Below are 18,200 nucleotides of genomic sequence, written 5' to 3' on the forward strand. Positions count from 1 at the left end.
TTCATCGACTCCAGGCCGAGTGCGGCTGGCGACTGCGGTGCAACAGCAGCAGCACCACGAAGGAAAACACCAGCATGGCCCCGGCCAGCCAATGGGCCTGGGCATATTCCATGGCTTCGACATGGTCGAAGATCTGCACCGAGACCACCCGGGTCTTGTCCGGTATATTGCCGCCGATCATCAGCACCACGCCGAATTCACCCACCGTGTGGGCGAAACCCAGGATGCTGGCGGTAATGAAGCCAGGTTTGGCCTGCGGCAGCACGACGCTGAAAAAACAGTCCCAGGGACTGGCGCGCAGCGTCGCCGCGACCTCCAGCGGCCGCTCGCCGATAGCGCTGAATGCGTTCTGCAATGGCTGAACCACGAACGGCATGGAGTAGATCACCGAACCGATCACCAGCCCGGTGAAGCTGAACACCACCGTGCCCAGACCGAGCGCCTGCGTGGCCTGACCAATGAAGCCATGGGGGCCGAGCGCCAACAGCAGATAGAAGCCGATGACCGTCGGCGGCAATACCAGGGGCAGGGCGACCACCGCGCCGACCGGACCGCGCCAGCGCGAAGACGTGCGGGCCAGCCACCAGGCGATCGGCGTGCCGACCAACAGGAGGATCACGGTGGTCAAGGCCGCCAGCTTGATCGTCAGCCAGATAGCGCCCAGGTCGCTGGCATCCAGCGGCATCAGATCTGGTAGCCGTACGATTTGATGATCGCGGCGGCAGCCGGGCCTTTGAGGTACTGCATCAGCGCCTCGGCGGCTTCACTGTCGCGGCCTTTGTTGAGGATCACCGCGTCCTGCTTGATGGGATCATGCAACTGCGCCGGTACGATCCAGGCCGACCCACTGGACACCTTGCCATCCTTGTAGATCTGCGACAGTGCCACGAAACCCAGTTCGGCATTGCCGGTGGACACGAACTGGAACGCCTGGGTGATGTTCTGCCCTTCGACCAGCTTGGCCTGAGTGGCTTGGGTCAGGCCCAACTTGTCCAGCACCTGGGTTGCCGCCAGGCCATAGGGTGCCGCCTTGGGATTGGCGATCGACAGATGTTGGTACTCGTTTTTCTTGAGCACCGCGCCGTTGGCGTCGACGTAGCCGGGCTTGGCCGACCACAGCGCCAGGGTGCCGGTGGCGTAGGTGAAACGCGAACCGGGAACGGTCTCATGCTCGCTTTCCAGCTTCGTTGGCGTGGTGTCGTCGGCGGCGAGGAACACTTCGAACGGCGCGCCATTCTTGATCTGCGTATAGAACTGACCGGTCGACCCATAGGCCGCCACCAGCTTGTGCCCGGTGTCGGTTTCGAAAGCCTTGGCGATGGCCTGGATCGGCGCAGTGAAGTTGGCGGCGACGGCCACTTGAACTTCGTCGGCGTGGGCGGCATTGAATGCCAACGCGGTACCGATGGCGAGCAGCGTGGTGGTGAACTTCATGTAGGCAGACTCTGCGGGAAGGAAGACCGTCGTATAGCAAAATATATAGCGTAATGCCAGCGTGATGCGTGGTGCCTCAGGCAGTGCGCAGACACTGCCACCCTCAGACGTTGTCCGGATGACGCTCGCGGGCGAGCAGTTCGCGCTTGCGCTCGACCCCCCAACGGTAACCCGAAAGTCCGCCATCGGTGCGTACCACGCGATGGCAAGGCACCGCTACGGCCAGGGCGTTCGCTGCACAGGCCCCGGCCACGGCGCGCACCGCGTTCGGCGCGCCGATGCTTGCCGCGACTTCGGCGTAACTGGCCGTGGTCCCAGGTTCGATCCTGGCCAGCGCCTGCCATACCCGTTGCTGGAACGCGGTGCCGCGGATGTCCAGGGGCAAGTCCAGGCCTGCCCTTGGCGCCTCGATGAAGCCCAGCACTTTGGCCACGATCGCTTCGAAGTCCGCGTCGCCTCCGACCAATGTGGCTTTGGGGAAGCGTCGCTGCAGATCGTCGAGCAAGGCTTGCGGCTCGTCTCCCAGCAGGATCGCGCACACGCCGCGCTCGCTGCAGGCCACCAGCACCGCGCCGAGGCTGCATTGGGCAAGCGCGAAGTGGATCGAAGCATTGCTGCCACCCGCGCGAAAGGCCGTGGGGCTCATGCCGAGCATGCCATTGGCCGCCTCGTAGAAACGCCCGGATGAATTGAAGCCGCTGGCGTACAGGGTTTCGGTGACGGATTTGCCTTGAAGGAGCTGTTCGCGGACTTTCTCTGCTCGCCGGGCGTTGGCATAGCTGCGCGGCGTGAGGCCGGTCGCGGCCTTGAACACCCGGTGAAAGTGCCATGGACTCAAGCCCGCCTGCGACGCAAGCTCGCCCAGTTCGGGCACGCCGTCGCTGGCCTCGATCTGGCGGCAGGCGGCGGCGATCAATTGGTTGTGAGGGGCAGAAGGGCTGGGCATGGCGCGATTCCATCGATCGTCGAGGCAGGCATGGTAGCGCCTGGTACCGGGGCTGACACTCCGTTGCTTGCGCTCAGCCGGCCTTGCGCAGGGTGAAATTGATGCGCTGCGGCCCCATCACCGGATGCACGCCCTCCTTGAGCGGCAACACGCCATGGAAGCGCAGGCGATCGACCCCGCCCCAGACCATTACGTCGCCGTGCAGCAAGGGCACACGCAGCGGACGATCGCCGCGCTGCAGGCCACCGAGCTGGAACATCGCCGCAAGACCCAGGGAAACCGAAACGATAGGGGCGCCATAGTCGCGCTCGTCGCGGTCCTGATGCAGGGACATCTTGGCGCCTGGCACGTAGCGGTTGAGCAGGCAGGCATCCGGGCTGAAATCATCGAAACCGGCCGCTGCCGCCGCTTCCCGCGCCAGCGTGTGCAACACGTCGGGCAGCGCTGGCCATGGTCGGCCGGTAAGGGGATCGTCGCTGACATAGCGATAGCCTCTTGCATCCGTGCTCCAGCCGAACTGACCGCAATTGCTCAGGGCTACCGACATGGTGTGCCCGCCGGGTGTTTCCATGCGCCGGAAGGGGGCTGCCTTGAGTACCTCACGCAACGCCGGCAGGATCTCGTCAAGCCAGGGCAGAGCAAAGCCGCGCAGGACGAAGGTCTGCTCGCCCAAGGCCTCGCGGCGACTGGGTTGTCGTGGATCATCGAACAATGAAGGCTGCATTGCGCTCAGCCTTCGCCGCGCTGCCAGATGCCCTGGCCTTGCAGGCGCTCGCGATCATGGGCCGCAGTGAACTCCTGCAGCGGTCCCTTGGGCACGATGCCCGTCGGATTGATGGTCGGATGGCTGGTGTAGTAATGGCCCTTGATGTGTTCGAAGTCGACCGTCTGGGCAATGCCGGGCCATTGGTACAGCTCGCGCAACCAGTTGGACAGGTTCGGGTAGTCCATAATGCGCCCCAGGTTGCACTTGAAATGCCCGTGGTACACCGCGTCGAAGCGGATCAGGCTGGTGAACAGCCGCCAATCGGCCTCGGTCAGGTACTCGCCGGTCAGGTAGCGTTGGGTGTCGAGGGTCGTTTCGAGGCGGTCGAGCTCGGCGAACACGTCATCGAAGGCGCTGGCATAGGCCTGCTGCGAGGTGGCAAAGCCTGCACGGTAGACCCCATTGTTGACGTTGGGGTACACCGCTTCGTTGATGCGGTCGATGGCCGATCGCAGGGGCGCTGGATACAGGTCCAGGCGGTTGCCGGTGATGGCATCGAACGCACTGTTGAACATGCGAATGATCTCGGCCGACTCGTTGCTGACAATGCGATTCTGGTGCTTGTCCCACAGTACCGGCACCGTCACTCGGCCGGTGTACTGCGGATCGTCGCGGGTGTAGCGTTCATGCAGATACTGCAGCGGCCCCAGGTGATCACCGCTCGAACCGGTATCGCTGTCGAAGGTCCAGCCATGCTCGCCCATGTGCCAGCTCACTATCGATACGTCGATCAGCGTCTCCAAGGCCTTGAGCTTGCGCACGATCAAGGTTCGATGGGCCCACGGGCACGCCAGCGAGACGTACAGGTGGTAGCGGCCCGCTTCGGCCTTGAAGCCGCCTTCACCATCAGGCCCCGGGGCGCCGTCGGCCGTGATCCAATGACGGCGCTGCGAGGTTTCACGCTCGAAGGCGCCGTCCTTGCTGCTTTCGTACCACTGGTCATGCCAGCGCCCTTCGATCAGCAACCCCATGTTCGTCTCCCCAATGCGTGTCGATGAACTGTATCACGGTGCCAACGTGTCCATTCAGGCGCACGGTGAGTACTGCTGCTACGGGATCGATCTACGCAGCCACGGCTTAGCAACCCCTGTAGCAGCGGCGCGAGCCGCGTCGGCGGCACACGCGGTCGATCTGGCATCACGCCGATTGGCTACGACGATTTTGCACATGCTTCCAGATCCCGCGCCGCCCACAGGGCGCGGGCTTCTTCGAACGCCTCTTCGCGGGAACTGCCCAATCCGCGCAGGGCCAGGGCCATGGTCGAGATCAATGCCAGCTCGCCGTAACTGTCCTGACGCTCGCCCTGCCAGAATTCGACCAGGTGATGGCTTTCCAGGCTGGGCGGCTTGACGTGGCGCTGGGCGGCGAGCGCGGGCCATTCCTCATCCCAGGGTAGATGGTCGCGGGTGCCATAGAGGTGGCTGGCGCTGTCCGGGTTGATCTCGATCTCGCCGCCGTCGCCCTTGACCACAATCGCGGTGTCACCAAGCAAACCGCTGGCGTCGCGGTGCACCGCCTGGTAGCCAGGGTGGAAGATGCTCTGCAGGCCACACCGTGCACTCAACGGATTGAGAATCCGCGCCAGCGAATGAATGGGCGAACGCAGGCCCAGGCTGTTGCGCAGGTCGATCATGCGCTGCAGGGGCGCGGCCCAGTCCACCAGTGGCGCGAACGCCAGACCCTGCTGGTCCAGCGCCTGGCCCACCGCGTCCCAGCCCCGACACAAGGGAATGTTCAAGGTGCCGAGCAACTGCTCGCTGTACAGCCGCCCGGCCGTATGGGCCCCGCCGCCGTGCATGAAGATGCGCCGCCCGCTGCCGCCCAGGCACTTGGCGGCGAGCAGGTACCAAGGCAGATGGCGCTTCTTGCCGGCGTAGGTCGGCCAGTCCAGATCGACGGCCAGCGCAGGCGCCTGCAAGCGCTCGCGCAGGGCAAGGGTGAACCCGGCCAGCTCCTCGGCGCTCTCTTCCTTGTGCCGCAGCAGCATCAGGAAGGCGCCCAGTTGCGCGTCCTCCACCCGGCCGTCGAGCAGCATGCCCATGGCTTCGCGGGATTCTTCGCCAGTGAGATTGCGCGCGCCGCGCTTGCCTTTACCCAGCGCCCGCACGAACTGGGCGAACGGATGCTCTTCGGGGGTTTCCAGGGTCAGTGCAGGGTAGTCGGTCATATGCAATTGGTCGGTTTGGGCAGGCCCGCCAGTTTCGCAGCGAGTTTGGCAGGAGTGCCGTTGAACAGGCGATTGAGGTGCAGGCTGTTACCTTTTTCAGCGCCCAGTTGCTGCGCGACGTACTTGATCAGCGGTCGGGTAGCGGGCGAAAGCTGGTACTGCGCATAGAAGCTACGCAACAGCTCGATGATCTGCCAGTGCTCGGGGGTCAGCTCGAGGCCTTCGGCACTGGCGAGGGCGGACGCAACCTCCGGGTTCCAGTCGTCGAGCGACTCCAGGTAGCCGTCCTGATCCAGCGCAATGTTCCGATTGGCGACGGTAAGCGTATTCATAGCCAGCTGTTGACCTTGTCATAGGCCAGGGTCAATTCGACGAACCCGGGGTAGTCGAGCAGTTCCACGGCGGGGTTGCCTGGCAGCGCTCGTGCTCGTGCGTCTTCAGCCAGGGCGAACACCGCGACCCCGGCGCTGGATAGCGACACCCAGGGCTCGCTGCCTGGTGCGAGGGCGTAGACCGCATCGCCACTGAGCAGGATGGCGTCGTCGTGGCCCATCAAACGCAGGCAGCTGGACAGGCGTTGGTCGCTGAACGGCGAATGCGACAGTACATGAAGGGTACTCATTACAAGGTCACCACCAGGTCGAAGCGCGGCAGCAGCTCGCGCAGTTGCTCATCCGTTTGCGTCTGCGCGGCTAAGGCCAGCGCTGCATGTGACAGGCCGCGACGGGCCAGGCTGGCGGCGCAGACGAACAGCTCATCGACACCGAACAACGGCAGCGCCTGCAGGTTGGCGGCGAGGTTCTTCTGCTGCACAGCGTCGGGTGCCTGGGCGTCCGCCAGTTGGTAGACCCCGTCGTCGAGAAACAGCATCGAAACCGGCAGGTCATAGGCGCCGCCGGCCAGGGCGATGTCCAGGGCCTCGCGAGCGGCAGGGCCGGCCCATGGCGCCTGACGGCTGATGATCAACATGGATTTGGCCATTTCAATGGCCTCCGAAGCTGACGAGCCGATCTGCTTGCTGGGCGGCTTCGTGCAACTGTCCCAGCCCGGACAGCTGCCAAGGTTCGGTCAGGTTGGCGGCCGGACGTTGATAGCGGCGTGCTTCTTCTTCATTCAGGACGCCGCGGCGCAAGGCGGCGGCGATGCAGACCACCGCATCGACCTGGTGCTCGATGATGAAGGCGCGCCATTGCGCGGCCGTGTCCGATTCGTCTTGCGCGGTGACGACATTGCTGGACGCCGTATGTACGCCGTCCTGATAGAAAAACACCCGCAGCAGTTGATGGCCCTGGGCCAAGACCGCCTGGGCGAACAGTAATGCCCGCCGCGAGGCCGGCGAATGAGCGGGCGAATAGACAGCGATGGCAAACTTCATGGGCGGCTCTGATGTGGAACTGTGGCCATGATAAAGGCTGCCTTTGCAAAAAGCCTAGCGAGAAGCGCTGCGCGGAGAATCTGCAAGTACACGCAGCCCCCGGACGCGGCTCGCGCCGCTGCTACAGGGGTACGCGGTCGCTGTAGCAGCGGCGCAAGCCGCGTCGGCGGCGTATGCGGTGTGTCTGGATGAACGCGGTGAGGCCGGAACAGAGGTACGCGGTCGTAGTAGCAGCGGCGCAAGCCGCGTCGGCGGCGTATGCGGTGTGTCTAGATGAACGCGGTGAGGCCGGAACAGAGGTACGCGGTCGCTGTAGCAGCGTCGCAAGCCGCGTCGGCGGTGTGACAGCGTGCCGCAGTGTCGTCGCGCAGCGCTCTGGCCCGCAGGATGGCGGGCGTTTGCTGTCGAAGTCGTCATACCTCTTCATGTCGGCACGGTTTACAGCGCCCGCCAAGCTGCCTAAAATTCATCCAAAGTGTTGGGATGTGTTCGGTTCACAGCACGCTACCTATAAAAAAAGCCCGTCAAAGACGGGCTTTTTGCGTTTCTGATGCGCACTCATCGCCATCCGCCACCCACCGAGGCCTTTTTTCCATGCTCCGCCTGTTGCTGCTGTTGCTGTCCTATTGCTACAAACGCGTCACCACCAGCCTTGCGTCCATGCGTGATCAACGCATCGACAACGGCTACTCCACGTTCGAAGAAGTCGAAGAGAGCGGACGCTGGTCCTGGCTGACGTTGCTGACCATTGCCGTTTTGAGCTTCTATATCCTTGGCAGCCTCGGCTTCTACGCCAAGGTGCACATCTGGGACGCGCTGTCCGAAGATCAAAAGAGCATGGTCATCGAGTCGATGGCCGCCAATCAGCAGATGCTCTGAGTTGCGATCAGCGCTGCACCAACGGCTGCAGCGGATAGACACGATTGCGGCCCGAGGTCTTGGCCCGGTACAGCGCCTGGTCCGCGGCTTCGACCAGATTCTGGGCGCCCGCGTCCGGGTCATTGTTGCGCCACACGTGCACGCCTGCACTGATGGTCACGATGCCCAGATCGCTTCCAGCATGGGCAATGGCCAGTGCGCGCACGGCCAACAGCACTTTTTCAGCGACCTGCCAGGCCCCGGTTTCATCGCTCTCGGGCAGCAGTACCAGAATCTCCTCACCGCCGTAGCGCACCACCAGGTCGCCTGACCGCCCCACACAGCTCAGCACTGCCTGACCCACTGCCTTGATGCATTCGTCACCGGCGGGATGGCCATACAGGTCGTTGAAACGTTTGAAGTGGTCGATGTCGAGCATGATGACCCCGAGCGGGCGAGCGTTGCGTCGAGCCCGGCCAATCTCGTCAGGCAGCGCCGCATCCAGTTGCCGGCGGTTCGCCAGGCCGGTCAAGCCGTCCTGCATCGCCAGCTTCTGCAACGCGGCGTGGGCATTGCGCAATTCTGCCTCGGTACGCAGACCATGGCGGATCTGCCGGATCAAGGTCATCGCGCAGAGCGCCAGGGCTATGCCAACCACCAGCACGAACGCGGCCGAACGCAGCAGGTTCTCGTACCAGCTGGCCAACACTGCGGCCTTGGATTCAGCGGTCTCCAGTACCAGCGGGTAGGTGCGCAAGGCATGGTAGCTGTACATGCGCTCCACATCGTCCACCAGCGAGCGCTGCAGCAATGTGCCGTGATCGGCCTGAGGCAACATCTCGCTGAAGATCCTGCCCTTGGCCACGCTGCTGCCGATGACGTTCTCGTCGAACGGTCGGCGCAGCAGCAGGGTGCCATCCCTGAGCAGCAGGGCGATGACGCCGTGCTCGTCCAGATCGAAACCTGCATAGAATTGATTGAAATAGTCCACTTTCATGGTCGCCAGCACGACACCGGCGAACCTGCCGTCGGCGCCGGTCAAGCGCCGCGACACGGGAATCACCAGGGCGTTGGTGGAACGGCTGCGAATCACCGGGCCCACATGCACGCCGGGGTCGGGACTGGCCCGGTGGTAGCGGAAGTAGTCGCGATCGGCATTGTTCAGCCCCGGCGGATCGACGGCGTTGGAACTGGCGATCCATCGTCCCTCGCTGTCATAAATGAACAGCCCCTGCAACTGCGCCAGCGAGCGTGTCCACCCCTGCATCAGGTTGCGCAGACGCTGCACTTGAAGGGGGGCGGTGCCGTCCACTTGAATCCGCTCGATCAACCCCAGCAGCACGGTGTCCGATTGCTTGATGGTGTCTTCGGCATGCTGCGCCAGGGAGCGAGCCAGGTTCGAGGTGGTGATCTCGCTGACCCGCAAGGCCTGTGCTCGCGCAGTCAGGGTCTGCCAGACGTCCAGGACGATGAGCGAGACCACCACCAGCCCCACGAACAGGATCGCCATGCGCTGCGCCGAACTGTTGGACTTCAAGGCGATTCGATACTGCGCTTCATCTGCCATCAGCGGCTTCTTTCTGGGCGTGTACCTGCAGTCTAGTGGGTTACGCTCGGCACACAACCATTGGCTGCGCTGCACGCCTGGCCGGTACCTGCGGTTGTCATTACATCAGGGCAAGTTGTACGATGACTTCGGTCATCATTGTTGCTGACTGCGTGGCGTCGTTGCGCCGCGTGGCGGTACGATAACAATACCAACGATGCAAACAGGAGGTTTCATGACACAGCCATCGACCCGCGACGTTCCCGTCTTGATCATCGGGGCACTGCTGCCCAGCCTGCAGGAGGCGGTGGAAACCCACTTCGATGCGACCCGTTTCTGGGAGTTGCCGGATCAGAACGTCTGGCTTGCCCAGCACGGCAGCCGAATCAGGGCCATCGTCACTTCGGGTGCCTTGGGCGCCAGCAGCGAAGTGATCGGCAAGCTGCCCAATCTCGAAGCCATTTTCAGCTTCGGTGTCGGCTACGATTCGATCGCCGTGGATGCCGCCCGCGACCGCGGCATCGTGGTGACCAACACGCCGGCCGTGCTGGATGACTGCGTGGCCGATACTGCCATGGCATTGACCCTGGACGTCATGCGTCGTTATAGCGAAGCCGATCGTTTCGTGCGGGCAGGCAAATGGACCCAAGGCAAGTTTCCGCTGGCCAGCAAGATCGGCGGCAAGAAGATCGGCATCGTCGGCCTGGGCAACATCGGCGAGTCCATCGCCAAACGCGCAGCCGCCTTCGACATGGAAGTGCTTTACCACAACCGCAAGCCCAAAGCCGGCGTCAGTTACCACTACTACGCCGATCTGGACGCGATGATCAGCGATTGCGACGTGTTGGTTCTGGCGGTACCAGGGGGCAAGTCGACGGAGGGGCTGATCGATGCCAAACGTATCGGCTTGTTGGGCAGCAAGGGGTTCCTGGTCAATATCGCCCGAGGCAGCGTTGTCGATCAGCCGGCCTTGATCCAGGCGTTGCAGGAGAAACGTATCGCCGGTGCGGGTCTGGATGTCTACGAGGACGAGCCCAACGTGCCGCAGGCGCTGATCGACCTGCCCAACGTCGTACTGCTGCCACACCTGGCCAGCGGTACCCACGAGACGCGCCAGGCCATGGGTGATCTGGTGTGGGGCAACATCCAGGGTTATTTCCACGACGAGCGCAAGGTACTGACCCCGGTGGGTTGACCTCGGCGAACCCTGCGGCAGGCATGCAATGTGACCTGCCGCGATTCTCTCCTGCATGCGTCGAGCGCCTGATCGCGCTGCTCGACGCGAGCCGGGTCGCAGGTCAGGCAGCGCCCGCCGTTTCACTGGGCTTGCTCGCCGCACGGCGCAAGGCGATGGGCGCACTGGGCAGGTGGATGTCCGGATTCGCCACGCCACTGGGCGACAGTTCATGGGTCATCTCGAACTCGGCCCGCACTGACCAACCACAGATTTCGTTCGTGCATTGCAGGTAAGCCACGCGCAGGAACACATGCGTACCTTCGCTGGTGCGGATGCGCATTCTGTTCTTGCAGTGGGGGCATACCATCTTGTAAGTGCTCATTTTTCAAACCTTATGATCCGCGCGTGCTCTTGAAACCGAGACGTGCGAGTCAACTACAAAATTTAAGTAAGTCTTCCCTGAATGAATTGCTGATGCTGCCTGCGTCTTGCCATTGCACAATGAGCGGATAAAAGGCTTTGAGTCCAAGTCACCGCGTCATGTAGGAAATTTCGTTATGATGGATGTAAGCTGTAGGACTGCATCTTGAATATCCTTGATTTGAGAACTAGGGTTAATATTTATATTCAATTCGAATAAATTAATATACTCAAATTGAGTGGGTCAAGCGGAACTTATCAACGTGTGTACCTCTGAAGCAACCCAAGTGCTGGACCGGCTCAAGCACTTAATGGCAGCCCCCAACGATGCAGCACTGGCAAAGGCATTGGGTATCAGCCCGCAAACGCTGGGGAGTTGGCGCGCACGCGCCAGCATTCCCTATGCTGTGTGCATGGATCTGGCACGCGCCGATGGCATCTCTCTGGACTGGCTGTTATTGGGCCGTGGCGCCATGCTCTGCGAACCGCAAACCGTGGTGGAAGACGATGCGCTGATTGCGATTCTGACCACATTGCAGGGACTCGACGCCCAGGACCAACAGCACGTTCACAAGGTTGCACTGGATCGGAAGTTGCTTCGCCAACTTCAACGCGAAGTTGCCAGGCTGCGTAATCACAGCTGACTCACGGACCTTTCAAACGACGCAAGATCTGTTCGATGTCGAGTCGCCGAACCCAGCTTCTCAACTTCAGGCTCAGGGGAATCACCAGCAACGCGCAGCCGAAAGCGGCAATGCCGCAGGTGAGCTGGGGGATGTGGGCCTCTGCCATTGGCGCAAAAAGCAGGCCGACACCGATCGCCATCAACAGATCGCACAGCCTTCGCTCAGCGCTCCTGGCTCGCTGCTGGCTGACCACCAGGCAGGCGCCGAGTACCGCGCCTACCACGTGATCCAAGGACATCCACAAAGCGGATACGCCCAGAGCAAGCTCCGATAATGCCGCAGCATCAGCGGCCAGCGTTTCAAGATTCATGATCCGGCCGTACGCGCGTCGATTCCCTGGGCCGATGACCCATGGCAATGGAACGCTCCTTATTCTTCAAGCACATGGCACTGCTCCTCAGGTCTCGAGCCGCGACCGGCGGCGTTGAAACCATCCTCACTCGATGCCTCTCAAGGCTCAAGAACGCGGCCTTGTAGGAAAGCCGCGCAGAGGTGCGGTGCTGGACAGCAGTGTTGTGTCTGACGCAGGTGCAGCGGGCTCAGGCGATAGTGACGGCCGCGTGAGCCCGTTCCAGCAGGCGCTGGTTACGCGCAGACAGCTGACGAAGTTGCAGCTGCTTGCCGAACTTGCCGTAGCGCGCTGCCAGGTTTTCCATGGCGGCGATGGCCGAATGGTCGACCATGTGCAGGTGACGACAGTCGATATAGACCTGGTCCGGGTCGTTCTGCGGATCGAACAGCGCCTGGAAATGCGTGGTCGAGGCGAAGAACAGGGTGCCATGGGGCGTGTAGACGCGGGCGTCGTCGCTGTCATGGACATCGCTGCGCATGTCGCGCGAATGCTGCCAGGCAAAGGCCAGCGCGGCGATGAGGATGCCGCACAGCACGGCGGTTGCCAGGTCAGTGAAGACGGTGATGATGGTCACCGCCACGATGACCACGGCATCGTTGGCGGGCACTTTGCCCAGCACTCTCACCGAACCCCAGGCGAACGTCTGCTGGGCAACCACGAACATCACCCCGGCCAGCGCGGCCAGCGGAATGCGCTCGATCAGCGGCGACAGGAACAGGATGAACAGCAGAATCATCACGCCACTGACCACCCCGGACAGGCGCCCGCGCCCGCCGGAGCTGAGGTTGATCACGGTTTGCCCGATCATCGCGCAACCGCCCATGCCGCCGAACAGGCCGGAGGTGATGTTGGCCACGCCCAAGGCCACGCACTCCCGATTGGGCTGACCGCGGGTCTCGGTGATCTCGTCGGCGAGGTTGAAAGTCAGCAGTGTTTCCAGCAGTCCAACCATGGCCATCAGGGCGGCATAGGGTGCGATGATCTTCAGCGTCGCCAGGTCCAGCGGCACGCTGGGCCACGTGAAGCTGGGCAGGCCGCCGGCGATGGTCGCCATGTCGGCCAGGGTTCGCGTAGGCAGGTGCAGCCACTGCACCAGCAGGCTCACGCCGATGATCGCCACCAGGGCGCCAGGCACCGCTTTGGTCAGGCGCGGCAGCAGGTACACCACGGCCATGGTCAGCAGCACCAGGCCGGCCATCACGCCCAATTCATTCATCGGCAGCCATTGACCGTCGTGGGTCTTGAAGTGTTCGAGCTGCGACAGGGCGATGACGATCGCCAGCCCGTTTACGAACCCCAGCATGACCGGGTGCGGCACCATGCGCACCAGCTTACCGAGCCGCAGCAAGCCGAAGAGCGCCATGATCAAACCGCTGAGCACTACCGTGGCCAACAGGTATTGCACGCCGTGCTGCACCACCAGCGCGACGATGACCACGGCCATCGACCCGGCAGCACCGGAAATCATCGCGGGTCGCCCGCCGAGCAAGGCGGTGAGGGTACAGATGATGAATGCGCCATAAAGGCCCATCAACGGATTGACCTGGGCCACCAGTGCAAAGGCGATACATTCGGGCACCAGCGCGAAAGAGGAGGTGAGACCTGCAAGAACGTTGCGACGTATATCGGTTAAGGACATGCAATACCTTTCAGCACAAAAACACCCCAAGGCAGGAAGCCATGGGGTGTGTCTATCGATTTTTTGGAAGGCGATCAGTTTAACAGCTGTTGCGGAGTGTGTCTGTCATGCGCCCATGTCGAAGGTGTCTGGGTTGGGGCCCAGACGACCGGTTTGCGGGATATGGGCAATGGCTTGCAGGTCCTGATCGTCCAAAGTGAAATCGAACACATCCAGGTTCTGCGCGATGCGCTCCGGGTTGCTCGAGCGTGGAATCACGATGTGTTGATTCTGCGTATGCCAGCGCAGGATCACCTGAGCCGGTGTCTTGCCGTGCTTCTCGGCGATCTGCGACAGCACCGGCTGCGAGAGCAGGGCACCGCCCTGGCCCAAAGGGCTCCACGATTCGGTGACGATGTTCAGGCCTTTGCAGAACTTGACCAGCTCGACCTGAGAGAAATCCGGATGCAGCTCGATCTGATTCACCGACGGTGTGACGCCGGTGTCGTCGATGATGTGCTGCAGGTGGTCGGGATGGAAGTTGGACACGCCGATGGAGCGCACCCGGCCTTCTTCCTGCAGACGCACGAAGGCCTTCCAGGTGTCGCGATAGGCATTCTTCTTGGGCAGTGCCCAGTGGATCAGGTAGAGGTCGAGCTGCTCCAGGCCGAGTTTGGCCATGCTCGCATCGAAGGCGCGCAGGGTACTGTCGTAGCCCTGATCGGTGTTCCACAGCTTGGTGGTGATGAAGATCTCGTCGCGATCCAGTTCGCTTTCGGCCACGGCGCGGCCCACGCCGGCTTCGTTGCCGTAGATCATGGCGGTGTCGATGTGGCGGTAGCCCGCTTTCAGGGCGGCGACACTGGAGTCATAGGCCTGGTCGTCGTCGAGCTGCCAGACGCCCAGACCCAGTTGTGGGATCTGGATACCGTCGTTGAGGGTGATCAATGGCGCATGTGGCATGAGGTAGCTCCTGGTAGCGGTGAGTCGATGGGATGTCGACCCGCCGCTACCGGGCATAGTTCATGTCAACGGATCAGACGAAGAGCATCGCCGGTTGCTCCAGCAAACGCCTCACTGCCTGGATGAAGCGCGCCGCATCCATACCATCGACCACGCGGTGGTCGAAGGAGCTGGAGAGGTTCATCATCTGCCGGATCGCGATCTGCCCATTGACCACCATGGGCCGCTCGACCACTCGGTTGACCCCGACGATGGCCACCTCGGGGCGGTTGATCACCGGTGTCGAGGCGATGCCGCCCAGTGCGCCCAGGCTGGTCAGGGTGATGGTCGAGCCGGACAGCTCGTTGCGCGCCGCCTTGCCGCTGCGCGCGGCGTGCGCCAAACGGTTGATCTCGCCTGCGGTGAACCACAGGTCGGCAGCCTCGGCGTGCCGCAACACCGGCACCATCAAGCCATTGTCGCTCTGGGTAGCGATGCCCATGTGCACCGCACCGTAGCGCGTGATGACCTGCTGCTGATCGTCGTAGTGCGCGTTGATCTGAGGAAAATCACGCAACGCCACTACCAGGGCACGAATCAACAGGGGCAGCAGCGTCAGCTTGCCGCGGGTGTCGCCGAACTGGGCATTGAGGTCGGCGCGCAAAGACAGCAGGGCGGTGACGTCGATTTCTTCGACATAACTGAAGTGTGCCACCTGCCGGGTGGCTTCCTGCATGCGCTGGGCGATCTTGCGGCGCAGGCCGATGACGGCGATGCGCTCTTCGTCGGTGCGAGGTGCGCCGGTCGTCGCGGCCTGTGCCGTGCGGCTGCCGCTGAGGAAGGCGTCCAGGTCGGCGTGACGAATGCGCCCGGCCGGACCGGTGCCGCGCAGCAGGGCAAGGTCGATGCCTTCGTCACGTGCCCGCTGACGCACGGCGGGCGAGGCGAGCGGACGGGCGCTGGCCTCGAAGGTGGGTTTGCCTGAGGCGGCGGTGGCCTGTACTTCGGCTTTGGCCGGCGTTGCGCTTGGCGGCGCCGCAGGCGCGGCTGCGAACTCGACGGAAATGTCGGGTTCGGCCGCGACCACGGGCGTATCGGCCTGGTGATGATTGCCGCTGCCGTGCACCTCGATGCGGATCAGCTCCGCCCCGACTGCCATCACCTCGCCCGGCACGCCACCCAGAGCGACCACGGTGCCCGCTACCGAGCTGGGAATCTCTACCGTCGCCTTGTCGGTCATGACGTCGGCCAAGACCTGGTCTTCACTGACGGCATCGCCGACCTTGACGAACCACTCCACCAGCTCGACCTGCGCGATGCCTTCGCCGATGTCCGGCATACGAATCACATGCGTGCCCATTCAGACCTCCATCACACGTTGCAAGGCAGCGCCGACACGCGTCGGGCCAGGGAAATAGGCCCATTCCTGGGCATGCGGATAGGGTGTATCCCAGCCGGTGACGCGCTCGATGGGCGCCTCCAGGTGGTGGAAACAGTGCTCCTGCACAAGGGCCACCAGTTCGGCGCCGAAGCCGCAGGTGCGGGTCGCTTCGTGGACCACCACGCAGCGCCCGGTTTTCTTCACCGAGGCGACGATGGTGTCCAGGTCCAGCGGCCACAGGCTGCGCAGGTCTATCACCTCGGCGTCGATGCCGGTTTCCTCGGCGGCGGTAACCGCCACGTAGACGGTGGTGCCGTAGGTCAGCACCGTGACATCGCTGCCCGGCCGGACGATGGCGGCGCTGTCCAGTGGCACGGTGTAGTAGCCCTCGGGCACGGCGCTGGCGGCGTGCTTGGACCACGGCGTGACCGGCCGGTCGTGATGACCGTCGAAGGGGCCGTTGTACAGGCGCTTGGGCTCCAGGAAAATCACCGGGTCGTCGTTCTCGATGGCCGCGATCAACAGGCCCTTGGCGTCGTAGGGGTTGGACGGCATCACGGTGCGCAGGCCGCACACCTGAGTGAAGATCGCCTCCGGACTCTGGCTGTGGGTCTGTCCGCCATAGATACCGCCGCCGCAGGGCATGCGCACGGTCATTGGCGCGGTGAACTGCCCGGCCGAACGAAAGCGCAAGCGTGCGGCTTCCGACGCCAGTTGGTCGTAGGCCGGGTAGACGTAGTCGGCGAACTGGATCTCCGCCACCGGGCGCAAGCCATAGGCGCCCATGCCCACGGCGATGCCGACGATGCCGCTTTCCGAAATCGGCGTGTCGAACACCCGGGAGCGTCCGTATTTGGCCTGCAGCCCTTCGGTGCAGCGGAAGACCCCACCGAAGTAGCCGATGTCCTGACCGAAGGCGACTACCTTGGGGTCTCGTTCGAGCATGACGTCCATGGCCGATCGGATAGCCTGCACCATGCTCATGATGGCCGTACTGTTGTGCTGCTCGATGCGTGTTTCTGTAGGCATGTTCATGGTGTCAGACTCCCATCTGCTGACGTTGCCGACGCAGGTGCTCGGGCATGTCCTTGTAGACGTCTTCGAAAATCGTCGCGGCGCTGGCCACCCGACCGCTGACCAGAGTGCCGAACTGCTCGGCCGCTTTCAGCGCGGCGCTCACCTGGGCTTCTATCTCCCCATGCAGCGCGGTGTGCTGATCCTCGCTCCACACACCTCTGACGATCAGGTGCTGCTTGAGCCGTGCGATCGGATCGCCCAGCGGAAAGTGCTGGCCATCGTCGGCAGGGCGGTACTTGGAAGGATCGTCGGAGGTCGAGTGCGGGCCAGCACGGTAGGTGACCCATTCGATCAGGGTCGGGCCATGATTGCGTCGGGCGCGTTCGGCGGCCCAGCGCGAGGCGGCGAACACGGCGAGGAAATCGTTGCCGTCCACCCGCAGCGAGGCAATCCCGCAGCCCACGCCGCGGCCGGCGAAGGTGGTCGCTTCACCGCCGGCGATGCCCTGGAACGAGGAGATCGCCCACTGATTGTTGACCACGTTGAGAATCACCGGCGCGCGGTACACGTGGGCGAAGGTCAAGGCGGTATGGAAGTCGGCCTCGGCGGTGGAGCCGTCCCCGATCCACGCCGAGGCGATGCGCGTGTCGCCCTGGATGGCCGAGGCCATGGCCCAGCCTACGGCCTGCACGAACTGGGTCGCCAGGTTGCCGGAGATGCTGAAGAAACCTTCGTCCTTGTAGGAATACATGACCGGCAGTTGGCGGCCCTTGAGCGGGTCTTTCTCATTGGAGAACAGCTGACAGATCATGTCGACCAGCGGCAGCTTGCGCGCCATCAGGATGCTCTGCTGGCGGTAGGTGGGAAAACACATGTCGTCGTTACGCAGCGCCAGCGCATGGGCGCTGCCGATGGCTTCCTCGCCTAGGCTCTGTATATAGAAGGACATTTTCTTCTGGCGCTGGGCGGTGACCATCCGCGTGTCGTAGATACGGGTGGTCAGCATCGCCCGCAAGCCGTCGTGCAGCACCTGCTCGGGGATGTCCTCGGACCACGGACCCTGGGCCTGGCCGTGTTCGTCGAGGACCCGCACCAGGCTCGCGGCCAGGTCGGCCGTGGCCTGCGGCTCTATGTCGACAGAAGGTTTGCGCACGGCGCCCGCAGCGCTGAGTTGCAGGTAGGAGAAATCGGTCTTGCAGCCGGGGCGGCCGCTGGGTTCAGGCACATGCAGCCTGAGGGGAAGATAGTCGTTCACGTCGTCACTACCCTTGATCTTGTTGTTGTGGGTGCAGCGCTAGGGTTGAGTCTAGTCGGCCTTGGAAGGCCGCTCGGAACTTATGCTACGGCGCGGCGATGGCGAAATCATGTCCAAAACGCGGCTTGGCAGCGCACGTCTTGCATGAATCATGCGTCGCGGTCAGACATTCAAGAGAGTTCATGCGCAATCCCTGCAAGTGCGTTGCGCAGCCCGGAAACGCAAAAACCCGCCGAAGCGGGTTTTTGTGATGAAGCGGG

Annotated in this window: 21 protein-coding genes; 3 read left to right on the forward strand and 18 right to left on the reverse strand. The window is 63.0% G+C overall.

Features of this window, described 5'->3' with window-relative positions; all coding sequences use genetic code 11:
* Position 1: 1 nt before the first annotated feature.
* The 10 genes from modB to tusD form a co-directional block, all read right to left on the reverse strand.
* Positions 2–685, reverse strand: a complete 684-nt coding sequence (modB, locus tag ASF66_RS02445; RefSeq protein WP_056842574.1) for a molybdate ABC transporter permease subunit — start codon at positions 683–685, stop codon at positions 2–4.
* Positions 685–1,434, reverse strand: a complete 750-nt coding sequence (gene modA, locus ASF66_RS02450; RefSeq protein ID WP_056842575.1) for a molybdate ABC transporter substrate-binding protein — start codon at positions 1,432–1,434, stop codon at positions 685–687. Before modA ends, modB begins: the two co-directional genes overlap by 1 nt.
* A gap of 103 nt (positions 1,435–1,537) precedes the next feature.
* A complete protein-coding gene (gene ada / locus ASF66_RS02455; RefSeq protein ID WP_056842576.1) occupies positions 1,538–2,380 on the reverse strand; it encodes a bifunctional DNA-binding transcriptional regulator/O6-methylguanine-DNA methyltransferase Ada in 843 nt (280 codons plus the stop codon).
* 73 nt (positions 2,381–2,453) lie between these two features.
* Complete coding sequence (gene alkB, locus ASF66_RS02460) at positions 2,454–3,104, reverse strand: DNA oxidative demethylase AlkB (RefSeq protein WP_056842577.1); 651 nt, start codon at positions 3,102–3,104, stop codon at positions 2,454–2,456.
* Positions 3,105–3,109: 5 nt separating this feature from the next.
* Entirely contained in the window at positions 3,110–4,117 is a 1,008-nt protein-coding gene (locus tag ASF66_RS02465; RefSeq protein ID WP_056842578.1) for a glutathione S-transferase family protein, read from the reverse strand.
* 179 nt (positions 4,118–4,296) lie between these two features.
* Entirely contained in the window at positions 4,297–5,313 is a 1,017-nt protein-coding gene (locus ASF66_RS02470; RefSeq protein WP_056842579.1) for a glycosyl transferase family protein, read from the reverse strand.
* Positions 5,310–5,645 carry a TusE/DsrC/DsvC family sulfur relay protein gene (locus ASF66_RS02475; protein ID WP_056842580.1) on the reverse strand — a complete coding sequence of 112 codons (336 nt, stop codon included), beginning with the start codon at positions 5,643–5,645 and terminating at the stop codon, positions 5,310–5,312. The genes ASF66_RS02470 and ASF66_RS02475 overlap by 4 nt, the downstream gene beginning before the upstream one ends.
* A complete protein-coding gene (tusB, locus tag ASF66_RS02480) occupies positions 5,642–5,935 on the reverse strand; it encodes a sulfurtransferase complex subunit TusB (RefSeq protein WP_056842581.1) in 294 nt (97 codons plus the stop codon). Before tusB ends, ASF66_RS02475 begins: the two co-directional genes overlap by 4 nt.
* Positions 5,935–6,294 carry a sulfurtransferase complex subunit TusC gene (gene tusC, locus ASF66_RS02485; protein WP_056842582.1) on the reverse strand — a complete coding sequence of 120 codons (360 nt, stop codon included), beginning with the start codon at positions 6,292–6,294 and terminating at the stop codon, positions 5,935–5,937. The genes tusB and tusC overlap by 1 nt, the downstream gene beginning before the upstream one ends.
* A 1-nt stretch (position 6,295) precedes the next feature.
* On the reverse strand, positions 6,296–6,688 hold the full coding sequence (gene tusD / locus ASF66_RS02490) for a sulfurtransferase complex subunit TusD (protein WP_056842583.1): 393 nt from the start codon (positions 6,686–6,688) through the stop codon (positions 6,296–6,298).
* 594 nt (positions 6,689–7,282) lie between these two features.
* On the opposite strand from tusD, the gene ASF66_RS02495 reads away from it, so the two are divergent.
* Entirely contained in the window at positions 7,283–7,567 is a 285-nt protein-coding gene (locus ASF66_RS02495; protein ID WP_049859760.1) for a hypothetical protein, read from the forward strand.
* Between the two features lie 7 nt (positions 7,568–7,574).
* Here the strand turns inward: ASF66_RS02495 and ASF66_RS02500 are convergent, their stop codons facing one another.
* Entirely contained in the window at positions 7,575–9,113 is a 1,539-nt protein-coding gene (locus ASF66_RS02500) for a sensor domain-containing diguanylate cyclase (RefSeq protein ID WP_056842584.1), read from the reverse strand.
* A 214-nt stretch (positions 9,114–9,327) separates the two neighbouring features.
* Between ASF66_RS02500 and ASF66_RS02505 the strand changes: the two genes are divergently transcribed.
* Positions 9,328–10,287: a 2-hydroxyacid dehydrogenase gene (locus ASF66_RS02505; RefSeq protein ID WP_056842585.1), complete on the forward strand. Its 960-nt coding sequence runs from the start codon at positions 9,328–9,330 to the stop codon at positions 10,285–10,287.
* Between the two features lie 103 nt (positions 10,288–10,390).
* Here the strand turns inward: ASF66_RS02505 and ASF66_RS02510 are convergent, their stop codons facing one another.
* Positions 10,391–10,651 carry an ogr/Delta-like zinc finger family protein gene (locus tag ASF66_RS02510; RefSeq protein ID WP_049859757.1) on the reverse strand — a complete coding sequence of 87 codons (261 nt, stop codon included), beginning with the start codon at positions 10,649–10,651 and terminating at the stop codon, positions 10,391–10,393.
* A 325-nt stretch (positions 10,652–10,976) separates the two neighbouring features.
* On the opposite strand from ASF66_RS02510, the gene ASF66_RS02515 reads away from it, so the two are divergent.
* On the forward strand, positions 10,977–11,333 hold the full coding sequence (locus ASF66_RS02515; protein ID WP_201782757.1) for a helix-turn-helix domain-containing protein: 357 nt from the start codon (positions 10,977–10,979) through the stop codon (positions 11,331–11,333).
* Position 11,334: 1 nt separating this feature from the next.
* On the opposite strand, the gene ASF66_RS02520 is transcribed toward ASF66_RS02515, so the two are convergent.
* The 6 genes from ASF66_RS02520 to ASF66_RS02545 all read right to left on the reverse strand — a co-directional run bounded on the left by ASF66_RS02520 (position 11,335) and on the right by ASF66_RS02545 (position 17,940).
* The gene (locus tag ASF66_RS02520) at positions 11,335–11,685 is read right to left on the reverse strand and encodes a hypothetical protein (protein WP_156463113.1); all 351 of its coding nucleotides are present in this window, start codon (positions 11,683–11,685) and stop codon (positions 11,335–11,337) included.
* Positions 11,686–11,914: 229 nt separating this feature from the next.
* Positions 11,915–13,366: a SulP family inorganic anion transporter gene (locus ASF66_RS02525; protein ID WP_056842588.1), complete on the reverse strand. Its 1,452-nt coding sequence runs from the start codon at positions 13,364–13,366 to the stop codon at positions 11,915–11,917.
* A gap of 105 nt (positions 13,367–13,471) precedes the next feature.
* On the reverse strand, positions 13,472–14,308 hold the full coding sequence (locus tag ASF66_RS02530; RefSeq protein WP_056842589.1) for an aldo/keto reductase: 837 nt from the start codon (positions 14,306–14,308) through the stop codon (positions 13,472–13,474).
* 73 nt (positions 14,309–14,381) lie between these two features.
* Entirely contained in the window at positions 14,382–15,647 is a 1,266-nt protein-coding gene (locus ASF66_RS02535; protein WP_056842590.1) for a dihydrolipoamide acetyltransferase family protein, read from the reverse strand.
* Positions 15,648–16,697, reverse strand: a complete 1,050-nt coding sequence (locus ASF66_RS02540) for an alpha-ketoacid dehydrogenase subunit beta (RefSeq protein ID WP_156463150.1) — start codon at positions 16,695–16,697, stop codon at positions 15,648–15,650.
* A 10-nt stretch (positions 16,698–16,707) separates the two neighbouring features.
* Positions 16,708–17,940: a 3-methyl-2-oxobutanoate dehydrogenase (2-methylpropanoyl-transferring) subunit alpha gene (locus ASF66_RS02545; protein WP_056842592.1), complete on the reverse strand. Its 1,233-nt coding sequence runs from the start codon at positions 17,938–17,940 to the stop codon at positions 16,708–16,710.
* Positions 17,941–18,200 lie beyond the last annotated feature (260 nt).

The organism is Pseudomonas sp. Leaf129, from assembly GCF_001423465.1.
In the GTDB taxonomy this organism is placed as follows: domain Bacteria; phylum Pseudomonadota; class Gammaproteobacteria; order Pseudomonadales; family Pseudomonadaceae; genus Aquipseudomonas; species Aquipseudomonas coleopterorum.

Bases quoted from the DNA above. Each gene is read 5' to 3' on its own strand.
- modB (WP_056842574.1), bottom strand. From the start codon at position 685: ATGCCGCTGGATGCCAGCGACCTGGGCGCTATCTGGCTGACGATCAAG.
- modA (WP_056842575.1), bottom strand. From the start codon at position 1,434: ATGAAGTTCACCACCACGCTGCTCGCCATCGGTACCGCGTTGGCATTC.
- ada (WP_056842576.1), bottom strand. From the start codon at position 2,380: ATGCCCAGCCCTTCTGCCCCTCACAACCAATTGATCGCCGCCGCCTGC.
- alkB (WP_056842577.1), bottom strand. From the start codon at position 3,104: ATGCAGCCTTCATTGTTCGATGATCCACGACAACCCAGTCGCCGCGAG.
- ASF66_RS02465 (WP_056842578.1), bottom strand. From the start codon at position 4,117: ATGGGGTTGCTGATCGAAGGGCGCTGGCATGACCAGTGGTACGAAAGC.
- ASF66_RS02470 (WP_056842579.1), bottom strand. From the start codon at position 5,313: ATGACCGACTACCCTGCACTGACCCTGGAAACCCCCGAAGAGCATCCG.
- ASF66_RS02475 (WP_056842580.1), bottom strand. From the start codon at position 5,645: ATGAATACGCTTACCGTCGCCAATCGGAACATTGCGCTGGATCAGGAC.
- tusB (WP_056842581.1), bottom strand. From the start codon at position 5,935: ATGAGTACCCTTCATGTACTGTCGCATTCGCCGTTCAGCGACCAACGC.
- tusC (WP_056842582.1), bottom strand. From the start codon at position 6,294: ATGGCCAAATCCATGTTGATCATCAGCCGTCAGGCGCCATGGGCCGGC.
- tusD (WP_056842583.1), bottom strand. From the start codon at position 6,688: ATGAAGTTTGCCATCGCTGTCTATTCGCCCGCTCATTCGCCGGCCTCG.
- ASF66_RS02495 (WP_049859760.1), top strand. From the start codon at position 7,283: ATGCTCCGCCTGTTGCTGCTGTTGCTGTCCTATTGCTACAAACGCGTC.
- ASF66_RS02500 (WP_056842584.1), bottom strand. From the start codon at position 9,113: ATGGCAGATGAAGCGCAGTATCGAATCGCCTTGAAGTCCAACAGTTCG.
- ASF66_RS02505 (WP_056842585.1), top strand. From the start codon at position 9,328: ATGACACAGCCATCGACCCGCGACGTTCCCGTCTTGATCATCGGGGCA.
- ASF66_RS02510 (WP_049859757.1), bottom strand. From the start codon at position 10,651: ATGAGCACTTACAAGATGGTATGCCCCCACTGCAAGAACAGAATGCGC.
- ASF66_RS02520 (WP_156463113.1), bottom strand. From the start codon at position 11,685: ATGAATCTTGAAACGCTGGCCGCTGATGCTGCGGCATTATCGGAGCTT.
- ASF66_RS02525 (WP_056842588.1), bottom strand. From the start codon at position 13,366: ATGTCCTTAACCGATATACGTCGCAACGTTCTTGCAGGTCTCACCTCC.
- ASF66_RS02530 (WP_056842589.1), bottom strand. From the start codon at position 14,308: ATGCCACATGCGCCATTGATCACCCTCAACGACGGTATCCAGATCCCA.
- ASF66_RS02535 (WP_056842590.1), bottom strand. From the start codon at position 15,647: ATGGGCACGCATGTGATTCGTATGCCGGACATCGGCGAAGGCATCGCG.
- ASF66_RS02540 (WP_156463150.1), bottom strand. From the start codon at position 16,697: ATGCCTACAGAAACACGCATCGAGCAGCACAACAGTACGGCCATCATG.